General features: G+C 69.5%; 15 protein-coding genes. 11 read left to right on the top strand and 4 right to left on the bottom strand.

All coding sequences use genetic code 11. The features are described 5' to 3' along the window. The first annotated feature begins 40 nt into the window (after positions 1-40). The 9 genes from WMF19_RS34565 (at position 41) to WMF19_RS34605 (ending at position 6,654) form a co-directional block, all read left to right on the top strand. Positions 41-439, top strand: a complete 399-nt coding sequence (locus tag WMF19_RS34565; protein WP_437894255.1) for a hypothetical protein — start codon at positions 41-43, stop codon at positions 437-439. Beyond that, entirely contained in the window at positions 436-1,434 is a 999-nt protein-coding gene (locus WMF19_RS34570; RefSeq protein ID WP_437894256.1) for a hypothetical protein, read from the top strand. The genes WMF19_RS34565 and WMF19_RS34570 overlap by 4 nt, the downstream gene beginning before the upstream one ends. 153 nt (positions 1,435-1,587) lie before the next feature. Further along, positions 1,588-1,779, top strand: a complete 192-nt coding sequence (locus tag WMF19_RS34575; RefSeq protein WP_437894257.1) for a hypothetical protein — start codon at positions 1,588-1,590, stop codon at positions 1,777-1,779. Between the two features lie 100 nt (positions 1,780-1,879). Next, positions 1,880-2,239, top strand: coding sequence for a hypothetical protein (locus tag WMF19_RS34580; protein WP_437894258.1), 360 nt, complete (start codon positions 1,880-1,882; stop codon positions 2,237-2,239). Beyond that, positions 2,236-2,592, top strand: coding sequence for a hypothetical protein (locus WMF19_RS34585; protein ID WP_437894259.1), 357 nt, complete (start codon positions 2,236-2,238; stop codon positions 2,590-2,592). Before WMF19_RS34580 ends, WMF19_RS34585 begins: the two co-directional genes overlap by 4 nt. Beyond that, on the top strand, positions 2,589-4,985 hold the full coding sequence (locus WMF19_RS34590; RefSeq protein ID WP_437894260.1) for a bifunctional DNA primase/polymerase: 2,397 nt from the start codon (positions 2,589-2,591) through the stop codon (positions 4,983-4,985). Before WMF19_RS34585 ends, WMF19_RS34590 begins: the two co-directional genes overlap by 4 nt. A gap of 498 nt (positions 4,986-5,483) precedes the next feature. Continuing rightward, entirely contained in the window at positions 5,484-6,149 is a 666-nt protein-coding gene (locus WMF19_RS34595; protein WP_437894262.1) for a hypothetical protein, read from the top strand. Continuing rightward, positions 6,146-6,397, top strand: coding sequence for a hypothetical protein (locus tag WMF19_RS34600; protein WP_437894264.1), 252 nt, complete (start codon positions 6,146-6,148; stop codon positions 6,395-6,397). Before WMF19_RS34595 ends, WMF19_RS34600 begins: the two co-directional genes overlap by 4 nt. A 95-nt stretch (positions 6,398-6,492) precedes the next feature. Then, positions 6,493-6,654, top strand: a complete 162-nt coding sequence (locus tag WMF19_RS34605) for a hypothetical protein (RefSeq protein ID WP_437894265.1) — start codon at positions 6,493-6,495, stop codon at positions 6,652-6,654. 48 nt (positions 6,655-6,702) lie between these two features. On the opposite strand, the gene WMF19_RS34610 is transcribed toward WMF19_RS34605, so the two are convergent. Further along, positions 6,703-6,948, bottom strand: coding sequence for a helix-turn-helix domain-containing protein (locus tag WMF19_RS34610; RefSeq protein WP_437894266.1), 246 nt, complete (start codon positions 6,946-6,948; stop codon positions 6,703-6,705). Positions 6,949-7,668: 720 nt separating this feature from the next. On the opposite strand from WMF19_RS34610, the gene WMF19_RS34615 reads away from it, so the two are divergent. Next, positions 7,669-8,130, top strand: a complete 462-nt coding sequence (locus WMF19_RS34615) for a hypothetical protein (RefSeq protein ID WP_437894268.1) — start codon at positions 7,669-7,671, stop codon at positions 8,128-8,130. Between the two features lie 726 nt (positions 8,131-8,856). Beyond that, positions 8,857-9,309: a hypothetical protein gene (locus tag WMF19_RS34620; RefSeq protein WP_437894269.1), complete on the top strand. Its 453-nt coding sequence runs from the start codon at positions 8,857-8,859 to the stop codon at positions 9,307-9,309. 203 nt (positions 9,310-9,512) lie between these two features. On the opposite strand, the gene WMF19_RS34625 is transcribed toward WMF19_RS34620, so the two are convergent. From WMF19_RS34625 to WMF19_RS34635, 3 genes are all read right to left on the bottom strand, one after another. Next, positions 9,513-10,100 carry a DUF4145 domain-containing protein gene (locus WMF19_RS34625; RefSeq protein WP_437894270.1) on the bottom strand — a complete coding sequence of 196 codons (588 nt, stop codon included), beginning with the start codon at positions 10,098-10,100 and terminating at the stop codon, positions 9,513-9,515. A 168-nt stretch (positions 10,101-10,268) separates the two neighbouring features. After that, positions 10,269-10,859, bottom strand: coding sequence for a Uma2 family endonuclease (locus WMF19_RS34630; protein ID WP_437894271.1), 591 nt, complete (start codon positions 10,857-10,859; stop codon positions 10,269-10,271). 77 nt (positions 10,860-10,936) lie between these two features. After that, complete coding sequence (locus tag WMF19_RS34635) at positions 10,937-11,197, bottom strand: hypothetical protein (protein WP_437894272.1); 261 nt, start codon at positions 11,195-11,197, stop codon at positions 10,937-10,939. Between the last annotated feature and the right edge of the window lie 866 nt (positions 11,198-12,063).

The following is a 12,063-nucleotide window of genomic DNA, read 5'->3' on the forward strand; positions in this document are numbered from 1 at the left end:
CGAAATCGTTAGCGAAAGCGGCGACCCGAGGGCTGGACAGGTGGACGAAGCCGGGGGGCTTGGGTCCAGCGATGGGTCCAACCCCGCGCCCGGCGAGCCGTCGCCGCTCACCCAGGCCTCGCCGCGATCGCCGGTCGACGTCGAGGGCGCGCGGGGAGGCGCCGCGCCGGCGGTGCTCGTCGTCCAAGCCAGCCGCCCCCCACCCTCGCCGGGACCGGCAACGGCGCCGTCGGGCGCGTCGGGGACGAGCTCGCCGCGAGCGGGCCTGCTGGCGCAGCTGACCGAGCTGGTCCGGGTGGCGCTCGCCGCCGACGACGTCGAGGCCGCGCGCGTGGCGAACGAGGCGCTCGGCAAGCTCCTGGCCGCGCCCGAGCAGCCTTCCGTGGACACGGCCGATGTCGTGCGCCTTTCGGCGGAGCGCGCGCGGAGGAGACGATGAAGGCTCGTTGTCAGGCCCTCCTCGCAGCGCTCGCCGTGCTGCTCGCCGCCGCGGTAGGCTGGCAAGAGAACGGCCGGCGAGGGCGGCAACCCTCCCGGCCGGCGACGTCGACGGTCGAGGTCAACGTGAGCGAGAAGGTACCGAAGCAGGGCAAGCCGAGCAAGAGCACCGACAGAAGCAAGCGCAGCGGCCCCAAGCCGCGCGCGCGGCTGGGCCCCGAACTCGAGCCGAGAGACAAGGACGAAGCCGCCGCGCTCACGGTGCAGCTGCGGCAGCAGGCCCGGGATGCTGGATATCTGGTCGCAGACCTTCCGAAGCACGTGGTCGACCTCGGAGAGGGTCAGTCGTCCGTCATCCAGTTCCGGTTCCGGCATTCGATGGTGCAACAGCTCGAAGAGCTCGCGGGGCGGTTCATAGACCACGCGCGCCAGCATGCGAACGATGAGTCTGCGGCGATCGGGCACATCCTGACGGCGGTGCACCAGGCGATCGAACGAAGCGACCTGTCGGCGCTGAATGCGGAGGGCGGCCCTCACACGTGGGCTCGAAAGTACATCAGGCCGGACGAAGGCTTCATCGCGGGTGGGTACCTACCGATCGACGACGAGCTAGGACGACTGCGAAAGCCTATGGCTGAGAACATCAGCGGCGGCTTTCGACACCTCACGGAGATCCTGACGTTCGCCGTCAAGGCATGCCGCGAGCATGACAGCTACCTGGATGCGTTCACGGATGTCGTTGCCGCGAGCATGGCTCACAACTTCCCTGCGCTGCAGAGCCTCTCCGAAGAGCCAGACATGCAGAAGCGCTGCAAGAGCATCGAGGGACGCATCGAGAGGCAGTTGAGATCGCTTGGAGAGAGGTGGCGCGCGGTCGAGGATCCGGAGAGTGCAGCGCAGGAGATCGCGCGTGCCCTGCTTGAGCTCGAGTTCAAGGTTTCGGGGAAGGGTGACGAGGAGCTGCGGAAAGCGTTCGCGTTCCTCGACACCCACTAGAACGGCGTGAATGTCAAGCGACGTTTCCCCAGCCCAGGGTAGACCGGTCCGGCGAGTGGGTATCCCCGGGTAGACCGGCCAGGCAGACCCCCACCCGGGGCTGGGGAAGCAGCGATACCGCGCCAGGCTCCGCGGTGCTGATGTGGAGTCGTCATGCAGCACGAATTGACGACGACACAGCAGGTTCTGGTGATCGCGGGGCTGTCCGGCGCGGACCCCCGCACGGTGCGGAAGTTTCTCCGGGGTGAGGACGTCCGCGGGTCGGTGGTGAAGGAGCGGATCGAGCTCGCACAGCGCCAGCTGGCGCAGCTGCAGAGCTCTCCGACGCCGGTGGTGAAGGGCTGAAACCGAGCAGCTGACGGCGCCGGGCGGGTCCTGGCGCGCGGCTCAGAAGAGAACGGCGCGGATCGGGGACGAGCCGACACCGCGCCGCGAGAGGACGAGCATGGGAAAGGTGCAAGAAGAGCCCGCCCTGCGCAAGGGCGATGCCGCGCGGCTTCTGGTTGGTCTCCTGGGAGACGACCTGCGCGCGTTCATCAGGACGGAGGTATCCGCCGCGCTGAAGAGTCAGGGTGCGGATCGCAGGATCCGGCACGACAGGATCTCGCGCCCCAAGCGCGCTGTCCTGGCCGACATCCGCGCCGGCAAGCTCGCGGCGCAGAAGGTCGGGAAGTACTACTACGTCGAGCCGGCGGAGCTCGAGCGGTACTACGCCGCGCAGGCGAAGGAGAAGCCCGCGCCGGAGGGCGACGACTTCGAGCGGGCGATGTCGCGCGCCGGGCTCCGGAAGGGGGCCAGCCGATGAGCCGCGCACGAACCGCCCGGCGGGCAGCAGCGCGCCGGCGCAAGACCGCCTCGATGGAGCTCCGAGAGCTCGAGCGCGCGCTCGTGTCCTTTTGCGGCGCGAGCGGCCCCCCACCGGCGGATCGCCTCGACGCGATCGTCCTGATCGCCTTCTACGAGGCGGGGATCCCGTGCGTGCGCGTGCTCGACATCACGAACGACCCGCGGGTCCCTGCGATGCTCGAAGGGCGCCCGCCGCCCCCGGACGGGTGGGTGCGGGCGATCCTCGCCGGCGCCGACCGAGGCTCGTACCTGGCGATCCGCTGGAAGCGCAACCCGGCGACGATGATCAACAGCGCGGGGGGTGCGGCATGAGCGCCCCGCACCTGAACGGCGACACGGGCATGGCGGCGAGGGAGTACGCCGCGGCATACCTCGGCTGGGGGTGGGTTCCCGTGCCGGTACCCTTCCGGGAGAAGGCGCCGAGCGGCCAGGCCTGGCAAACGCGGACGCTGGACGAGGCGCGGGCATCCTTCGATCGTGACTTCCCGCCCGGCGTGCAGATGAACGTTGGCGTCCTCCTCGGCACGCCGAGCGGTGGGCTCGTCGACGTGGACCTCGATTGCAGCGAGGCCATCGACTTTGCCGATCTGCTCCTCCCACCCACGACCGTTTTCGGCCGCGCGAGCCGTCAAGGCTCGCATCGCCTCTTTCGGTGTGAGGTCGCGACGGCCCAGTTCCGAGACCCGCTACGCGTACGCGACAAGGCGCAGGACAAGGCGATGATTGTCGAGATCCGGAGCGACGGTACACAGACCGTCTTCCCGGGCTCGACGCACGTCTCGGGCGAGCCGATCGGCCTCGAGGCCGCGGAGCTCCCGCAGGCCATCGACGCGGGCGATCTGCGGGTGCGGGTCGGGCGCATCGCGGCGGGGGTGTTGCTCGCGCGACACTGGCCCGGCGGCGGTCGCCACGAGATGCAGCTCGCGCTCGCCGGCGCGCTGCTCCGGAGCGGATGGGATCCCGACCTGGCGCTCGAGTTCCTCTGCATCGTCTGCGATCTCGCGGGGGATGAAGACCGGGCGAAGCGCGAGACGACCATCCGCGGGACGATGACCAAGATCGAGGACGGCGAGCGCGTGACCGGTTGGGGGACGCTCGCGAAGGGCTTCGACCCGATCGTCTTCCGTGACGTCCGGCGTTGGCTCGGCGGGGACAAGCCGCCGGAAATCGTCGTCTCGGCGAACATGGAGCACGTCACCGACCAGGCGATCGAGGCGATCGAGCGCGTCGGGCTCGACGATCCCGATCGGCGCATTTGGCGCCGCGGGGGCACGCTGGTGCGCGTCGTCCGGGACGCGGAACCCCCGCCGCTCCTCACGCGAGAGCCGAACACGCCCACGATCCAGGCCGTACCCGCGCCGGCCGTGCGCGAGGCCATGGCCTCCGGAGCGACGTGGATCAGGCTGACGACGACGCAAGCGGGGGCGGAGAAGCGGAGCCGAACCGTGCCCCCCGAATGGGTGGTGCAGGGCATCCTTGCGCGCGCGCACTGGCCCGTCCTCGCGCCGCTCGAGCAAGTCGCCGAGACGCCGCTCCTCTTGCCCGACGGCAAGGTCCTAGGAGAGCCGGGATACGACGAGCGCACGGGAATCCTCTATGAGCCGAACGCAGACTATCCGACCGTCCCCGAGCACCCGACGGAGGAGGACGTCGCGCGCGCCATCGCGGCGATCGACGACGTGATCTGCGACTTCACCTTCGAGACACCCGAACACCGGACCGGGTTCTTTGCCGCGTTGCTCACGCCGATGTCGCGCAACATGTTCCGGGGCCCCGCGCCGCTGTTCCTGTTCGACGCTTCGACGCCGGGCACGGGCAAGGGCCTGCTCGCGAAGCTCGCTGGGCTTGTCTCGACGGGGCGCGAGCCCGCCGCCGGCCAGTTCACCGAGGACGAGGCCGAGATGCGCAAGCGGCTGACGTGTTACTTCATGGCCGGGGACAGGATCGTGCTCCTCGACAACGTCGTGGGGAAGCTCGGGGGCGCGCCGCTGTGCACCGCGCTCACCGAGTCGCAATGGTCGGATCGCGTCCTCGGGAGCTCGAAGGATTGGAGCGGGCCGATCGGGGCGACGTTCTACGCGACCGGCAACAACGCGGACCTCGGCGCGGACATGGACCGCAGGGTGTGTCACGTCAGAATCACGGCAAATGCAGAGCGCCCCGAGCAGAGGCAGGGCTTCCGGTACAGCCCTCTCCTGCTCCACGTGCGCGCGCAGCGCGCGGCGCTCGCCGTCGCGGCGCTGACGATCCTCCGCCGGTACACCGCCGCGGGGTGTCCGGCTGTCGCGCTCCGGCCGTGGGGCAGCTTCGAGAGCTGGACGAGGCACGTCCTCGGGGCGCTCGTCTTTGCAGGCCTTCCTGATCCGGGCCCCGCTCGCGATGCCCTGGCCGAGAACGCGGACGCGGACGCGGACCACCGCCGCGCCTTCGTCGAGGGGTGGGCGGAGCTCGTCGGGCGGGAGGGTGCCCCGGCCGGGCTGACGACTCGGCGCGCCCTCGAGCTCATGCAGACGGCGCCGACGTTCCGTGATGCCGTCGAGGGGCTTCTCGGGCTGGGGAAGTTCCAGGCGCTCTCCGTGGCGCCGATCCAGCTGTCGGGCCTCCTGCGTCGGATGAAGGGGCGGATCGTCGGGGAGCTGCGGATCGTCGAGAGAGGAGCCGATCGCAAGGGATTCAAGCTCTGGGCCATCGAGCGCGTAGGGTAGAGACCCGGCGCGGTGGTGCCGAGGTTGCCGATGATTGCCGAGGTTTTTTCAGGCTTTAGCCAAGCTCAATCAGGATTATTTATTTAATTATTTATCCGCTATTGAGGCCGGAAAAGGGGAAAGCCCCCCGCACGCGTGGGCGCCAACGGCTGGAAGAACCTCGGCAACCCTCGGCAACCTCGGCAGGCCACCCAGACGAGACAGCCCGACGCTCCCGAGCAGCTCGACGCTCCCGAGCTGCTCGACGGCTGGCGAAGCTGAGCCGATCGATGGAGGGGGACAAGAACGCCGAGGGGCGAAGGAAGCCCAAGAACCCGAACGAACCTACGCGGTGGGACATCCTCCTACAGCGATTGGGGTTTTTGAGACCCTAGGGGCTTCCTCTTTAAATTCGAGCACTTCGGGCTGGGGATGTGGGAACAGGGCCAGAAACGCGAGGGGAACGGAAACTGTTACCGTCGAGGTGCTAGTAACGGGAACAGGTGCTAGGCTTGCCTCGTGCGTTCACAGGGGTCGGTGCAGCTCGAAGCGTGGGCGGCGGAGCGCGGCGGCATCCGGGCAGCCGCCCGTGCTCTCGGGGTGGCGCCGGCGACGTTGTCCCGCTGGATCGGGGGGAAACAGGTGCCGCGGGGTGATGGAGACCTCGGGCCAGCGTGGATCGAGGCTCGCACGGGCGTGGTTGCTGTCGGGTGGGATCTGCTCGCCGCCCAACCCTCGCCGCCCGTGAAGGCCAGGAAGGGGCGCGCGGCCCCCTTGCCGCCGACGCCTCCGAAGCGGGAAGCGAGGGCCCGTGCCGCGCCCGTAGCGCCCCCTTCACCGCCCTCCGGAGCGCCAACGGCGACGGCGTCGCCGCCCGAGCCGCCCGAGCCTCCCGAGGCGCCGGCATCCCTCGAGGATCTCAAGCGCAGGGCGCGCGCCATCCCCGGTGAGATCCGGCGCCTGCGCGGCCGTGTAGAGCGCGGCGAGGTCGCGGTGAGCGCCGCGGAGACCCTTCGCCGCCTCCTCACGGACGAGCGCGCCGCCGCGATCGCCGCGGTCGAGTCTGATGGATTGGCCACAGTCGCCGAAGTGGAGCAGCTCCAGGCGACGTTGCAGGACGTCGTGCGGGGGTGCGAGGGATGCCGCGCCCGCTTAGTCGCCGCGCTGCGCGGGAGTGCGGCATGAAGGCGTCCCGGGGCTGCGAGGTGGCGCCGACGGTGGAGGAGCTCCGCGCACGGCTCTGCACGCTGCCCGGTAGGCTCCGCGCGCTCGGGAGGGCCCTCGCCCGCGGGGAGATCGACCCAGAGCTCGCGGACGTTCAAGGGCGCCTGCTGGACGCCGAGGGGGACGCCATCGCCCGCGCCCTCGCCACGTACCCAGCGCGACCCCGGCTGGCCGACGAGCTGCTGCGCGCTCTCGAGGCGCACGCGTAGGCGCTCGCCGCCGCCGCCCTCGGCACCGCGCCCGCTGGATCGGGTAGGCTCACGCCGTGCCCCGTCTCCGATCTGCCGCTAAGATCCTCCGCGCCGTGCCTCCCCGAGACCGCGCGGTGCTGCGCCGGTTCGATTTGGACCTCGACGACCCCGGGCAGGCGCGGTTCTTCATCGATGGCGTGCGCGCCGCCGACGAGCTCATCGCGGAAGAGTCCGCCGCGCGCCGCTGCCAAGGCCGGCCGTCGCCGCCGAGGTGAACGCCCCGACGCCGCAGCCGCGCCGCTCGCCGCCGGCGCGCGCATGTCCTACGCGATGAAGCGCCCGATCGCGGAGGGCGCCGCCGGAGCCGCGGTGCTGTTCGCGGGCTCGATCCAGGCCTCCACCGGGATCTTGTAGACCCTGGCCAGCAGGCACCGCATGTCGCCGTTCGGCCGCGAGCGGCCGGTGGCCCAGTGCCCCACCGCTGACCGCACGACGCCGCACCGACGGGCGATCTCGACCTGGTCGAGGCCGAGCGCCGCGAGCATCACCGATCCCCGAGTCCTGCCCATGGTGGGAACCTCCGCAGGCCAACCATGCCACGGGGAGCGGCGTCCCGCGCGCACTCGTCGCCATGAGTGCTCATGAGCTGTCATGCGGCGGCATGATGGCGTCTTTTCGCACCACATGAGACACATCGCTTGACCGCAGACTAAGCGCTTCGCAGACTCAAGATATGAGCAATCGTAGTGCTTCCGTCTGGCTCGACGACGAGCTCGAGCGGCGCATCAACGCGCGGCGCATCACACCGGGTGGTCGGATCCGATCCTTCAGCATCGTTGCGCGAGAGGTCTTGCTCAAGGGGCTCGACGCGCTGGACCGAGAGGGGCCGCCGCGAGCCGCGGCGATCTCGACGCATCCGGCTTTCAACGCAACATCCGGCGCACCGAAGTGCGCGTGAGGACCCATGTCCAAGAGAACCAAACAGGTCAAGGTGTCGAAAAGAACTCTCGAGCGGCAGCGCATCGCGCGGGAGGCGTCGCGCACCCGCAACGCGGCGCCGATGATCCCGAGCTCCGCAACGACGCGGCGCCATTGCCCGCACCGGAAGGGGAGGTGAGGCCGTGTCTTATAGCCAATACCTCTCCCGGACGGGCGTTTTCGCCCCTCGCACGTCCTCCGCGCACTCGCCGCGTCCCGTCGCCGCGCGCCGGATCGCCACGCCCACGAAGCCCGCCGCCCAGGCAGGGAACCGTGCGGTCGCGGTGCCGAGCAGCAGGCCGAGCGATGCCGTGAAGAAGACGCGCCTGGCCACCCTCGCCGCGAAGGTCGAGAAGCTCGAGAAGATCTCTGCCCGCCTGCAGGATGATGAGATCAAGCCGCGCCTGGACAAGCTCGAAGAGCGCGTGGACCTCCTCGAGAACGGCCACACGATGGGCCCGCGGACGGGCGGCTCGGCGTATCGCCTCTACAAGCTCGAGAAGCGCGTCGACAGCCTCGAAGGCCTCGACCCGATGGAGCCCGAGAAGATCCACAGCGACGACGAGCTTCTCGAGCGCATCGACACGCTCGAGAAGCGCGTCGACAGCCTCGAGAAGCGCGCCGCGAGCAAGAGGGAGCTGGACGCCCGCATGGGCCTCTCCAAGCCGAGGGGCGAGATCCGGCGCGAGGGCAACACCGTCGTGTTCGAGACGATGACGCCCGAGGACGCGCGCAAGGCGCTGGCCGCTCCGGGCCGGCGAGGGAGGCAGTGATCGTGAACATCCTGGAAAAGCCCAAGAAGATGATCGGCAAGAACGAATCGAGCGGCGCGCCCTCGAAGCTGGATCTCGCGCGCTCTGCGCGGGCCGCTGCGGAGCAGGAGGCGAGCGACACCGCAAAGCTCCTCGGGGAGGCCGAAGCGACCCTCGCCGCCGCAGAGCAGGCGTACGACATCGACGCGACGGACGAGAACGGCGCCAAGGTCCTCCGCGCCCGGGAAGCCCGGGACCTCGCCGCGCTCCGCGCGAAGCGAGCCAGAGGCCGGGCGGAGGAGGCGACCGCGGCAGCCGCCGCCGCGGAGCGCGCGGCCGCCGTGGAGGGCCTCGAGCGCGAGATCGCGGAAGCGGGGCGCGCCCACGAGCGCGCCTGCAAGGCCGAGAGCGAGGCGCGCGTCGACGTGGTGCAGGCGCACCCCGGGCCGGCGCTGCGGCAGCTCTTCACGCGCGAGCGCGAGGCGTGCGCGGTGCACGAGAAGGCGCGGAGCGCGCGGGAGGCGAGCGTCGCGACTCTGGAGCAGCTCGAGGCGAAGCTTCTGGAGATCGCTCCAGAGCGGGAGGGCGAGGTCGCCGGCCGGCGGGAGGCCCGCGCGGCGCGCGCGCGAGGAGCTCGTCGCCGGCGCCAGCCTCGACGCCGTCCGGCAGGAGATCGCGCCGAGCATCGAGGCCATCATCGCCGCCGAGCAAGTCATCAGGGAGCACGTCGCGCGTGTCGAGGCGACCGTGGCTCGTGCCCGCGCCGACGCTGCCCGGGCGCGCGAGCTCGGGGCGGCCGTCGAGCCCGTCAACGAGCACCACGGCATCATGGCCCTCCTCGAGGCGCAGTTCGGCGCGACCCCGGACGAGTACAAGAACATCAAGGCCCACGGGACCGCGATCGCGCTCCTCGCCGGCGCCATGCTGCCCGATGCGCTCAACCGGCCCGAGGCGTTCGCCTCGTACCGCTTCACCCTGAAGTACCCGCCGGTGCCCGCGAACGACCGCCTCAGTGCCCACCACGTCACGCGCGAGCAGATCGATCGGTGGGTGAGCTACCCAAACGCGGACGCTGCACGAGCGGGAGAGCGGGCGCTCAAGGAAGCGCTGAAGTCGTCCGATCTCGCTGCGCTCCAAGAGCGCGTCACCGCGGATCCCTCGTGGGGGCTCAACGGCTTCGGGTCGCGGGCCTCCGCCTGATCTCCGAGCGTGCCGAGTGTCGTCGTGGTCTTGCTCGACGGCGGATGATGCTTCTCAGCCTCGGCGGTGACGGCCGCCCGTGCCACGCCTGCCGCCACTCCTCGCCACGGCGATCGGAGCCGTAGCCCCCGCATTCGCGTTCCGCTGCGACGCGCAGCAGACAGGCACGAAGTTCGGTGCCCACCTGACGGCAGCGCGGCGCACTATGTGTCCCCGCCGCCCTTCGCCTTCTTTCGCCGCTCACGCATAGCCTGAAACTTCGGACGAAGATGATATATGGTCTCGATTATTGCGCTTACGAACTCAACGGCATCTTCAGCATCTTGACTTGTTACAATATCATCCGTTGGGTGGGCGCCTATGTTACCGAGGAATCGCAGCTCCTCACCCCACTGCAGCAGCTCGTCGCTGATAGCGCCCTGTTCCCTCATGCTCTTCAAGCCATCGACGAGCCTTTTCGACTTCGGATCGAACTCTCTGCCGATCGCCTCAAGAGTCCTTCTTACCATGACGGCCGTAGCAATCCATGCGCCTGCCGACTGGCACCTAATGGCCTCTTGATATGACTCGTTGACCTTTGCCGGAAGGTCGCAGTCGAGGCTTCCCGTCGATGGGAATACCTGGCGTCGCGTGTGGGCTGATGGGTCGTTGCAGTCGAGCTCGACGAGTCCAGGACAAGAGCACCCTACACATTTACCGAACGCATAGTGATAGGCATCGAAGTCGGTTCGTCCGATGATCTCTACTTGCGTCAGGGACTCGCAGTGTGGGCACCACATCGTGATCGCCATGCGTCCTCCTATCGCCGCGAGCGAGCGCCGGCAAGCGCGGCCTGATCTACACCACCCGTCGTCCTCCTCGCCGCGGGCGGAGCGCCCGTGTCAGCGCCGCGATCCCGCGGGCGCGCTACCCGTAGGCCTCGAGGCGCTGCTCGTCGTCACAGCCGGCGGGCCCCTTCGCTACTTCGCCCAGAGGACCGAGAGATCGAGCTCGATGGCCTCGAAAGGCTCGGCGCGGACGCGGGCGGCATCGCGGTGGACGACCGCGGGCCCCCAGCGACGATCCGCGCCGAGCACGTACACCTCTAACGTCCGCGCGATCGGGTCGACGAGCCACGCGTGCCGCACGCCCTCGCGCGCGTAGATGGGCATCTTCTCGTCCCGGTCGACGTCCTCGGTCGACGGGCTCAGGACTTCGCAGATCCAGTCCGGAGCGAGCGGGAAGAAGGCCGTCTCGGGCAACTCGGGCATGCGCTCGCGGCGCCAGCCGGCGAGGTCGGGCACGAGCGCGTCGATCTCGCCCGGCGCGTCCGGGTCGGGGAAGTGCAGTTCGGGCTCCGGGAGGATCCACCAGCCGCCCGGACCGCCACGCCCGCGGTGGAATGGGCCGAACAGCTCGCCCTGTAGGGCCCCCTCGGCGTTCGCATGTCGCGGCGCCGGCCGCGGGAACACGTGCAGGGTGCCGCGGACGAGCTCCGCCACCTTGTTCGAAGGGACGGCTTCGAGGTCGGCGTACGTGGCGCGGCGCTGCTTCTCGGCGGGCTGGCCCATGGACGAAGCCTGCCTGGGGGCGGGCGGCGGGGCAAGGCAGCGAGGAGCAGAGCCAGGTCGACGCGCCGGTCAGGCGCTCACCGGCGCAGGGCCGTGACCGCGATCGCCAAGACGAGCCCGAGCGCGTGCGCGTCCGGCGGCTCGATGCTGGCGACGTCGGGGCTCGGGTCGGAGATGATCATTTCGACGTCGAGGCGCGGGGGGATGGGGCTCGCGGTGACGTTGGGGTTGGCTGGACCGAGGATAAAGGCGACGCCGGGATCCGGCGGTTCGATGCTCGCGGTCACGCCGGGGTACGGTGGATCGACGATCTCAGCGTCCTGGGGCGGGAGGATCATGCGGCGAGGCTACCACGACGCAGCGCCGCTCCTCACCCTCGCCGTGCAGCGCTCGGCCGCTGTCGAGGCCTCGAAGCTTGGTGTCGAGGCGAAGCCGATCGATGGACTGGCCCTGCAAGTGCACATCCTGCACGCGCGGTATCTGACCAAGTCGCCGGCGGAGCGAGACGCGCAGAAGCACGCCGCGGTCCGCCCTCGTCCCGGTCCTCGTGCTCGCGGGGGACGGTCACCCGATGCGCGCGGGCCCACCTTGAGCCGGCCTGCAGGTGGCGTGCGCCGCGCGCCCTCACCATCCCCGCGCTCGCCTTGGCCCTCGACCTGGCCAGCGCCAGTCGCCCTCTCCGATCGCCACAGTGAGAGAACCGTCATCGGTCTTGCCGATGTACTGAATGGTTCCAGACATAGAGCAGCTTGCCATTGTAGAGCATGTCCGCCCGCACCGCGTTGTCGCGGTAGACGTCGAGTAGCGCCTGCGCTGTGACCTTGATCGATGCCTCGCGAGGGCGACAGTGTAGGTGTAGCCTGCAAAGTGTGCGCTAAGAGCTACACCGCAGGGCCTCTTAACTTCAACGCTCAGACGTCCGCAGGACACCTAGGACATACGTATGTGATGCTATCTGCGCGTCGAAGCGCATATTGTTCACAGCCCACTACAACCGCCTTACGAATACACTCCATACATTTCGCCTTCCAGCAGTTTCCCATGAGGTACGCTAAGGACGCAGTGGCCATGGGTCACGGGAGGCGAGGCGATGCTGCATAGAACATGGTTGCAGGTGCTAACTGCTGCGCTCTTGGCGCTTTCGTTGGGCGCATGCGAGCCCCCTCAGGAGTTCGACGACGAGGACGACATCGGTTCTGATACA

It is taken from the genome of Sorangium sp. So ce124 (genome assembly GCF_051525235.1).
GTDB lineage: Bacteria > Myxococcota_A > Polyangia > Polyangiales > Polyangiaceae > Sorangium > Sorangium atrum.

Bases quoted from the DNA above. Each gene is read 5' to 3' on its own strand.
- WMF19_RS34570 (WP_437894256.1), top strand. From the start codon at position 436: ATGAAGGCTCGTTGTCAGGCCCTCCTCGCAGCGCTCGCCGTGCTGCTC.
- WMF19_RS34575 (WP_437894257.1), top strand. From the start codon at position 1,588: ATGCAGCACGAATTGACGACGACACAGCAGGTTCTGGTGATCGCGGGG.
- WMF19_RS34580 (WP_437894258.1), top strand. From the start codon at position 1,880: ATGGGAAAGGTGCAAGAAGAGCCCGCCCTGCGCAAGGGCGATGCCGCG.
- WMF19_RS34585 (WP_437894259.1), top strand. From the start codon at position 2,236: ATGAGCCGCGCACGAACCGCCCGGCGGGCAGCAGCGCGCCGGCGCAAG.
- WMF19_RS34590 (WP_437894260.1), top strand. From the start codon at position 2,589: ATGAGCGCCCCGCACCTGAACGGCGACACGGGCATGGCGGCGAGGGAG.
- WMF19_RS34600 (WP_437894264.1), top strand. From the start codon at position 6,146: ATGAAGGCGTCCCGGGGCTGCGAGGTGGCGCCGACGGTGGAGGAGCTC.
- WMF19_RS34610 (WP_437894266.1), bottom strand. From the start codon at position 6,948: ATGGGCAGGACTCGGGGATCGGTGATGCTCGCGGCGCTCGGCCTCGAC.
- WMF19_RS34625 (WP_437894270.1), bottom strand. From the start codon at position 10,100: ATGGCGATCACGATGTGGTGCCCACACTGCGAGTCCCTGACGCAAGTA.
- WMF19_RS34630 (WP_437894271.1), bottom strand. From the start codon at position 10,859: ATGGGCCAGCCCGCCGAGAAGCAGCGCCGCGCCACGTACGCCGACCTC.
- WMF19_RS34635 (WP_437894272.1), bottom strand. From the start codon at position 11,197: ATGATCCTCCCGCCCCAGGACGCTGAGATCGTCGATCCACCGTACCCC.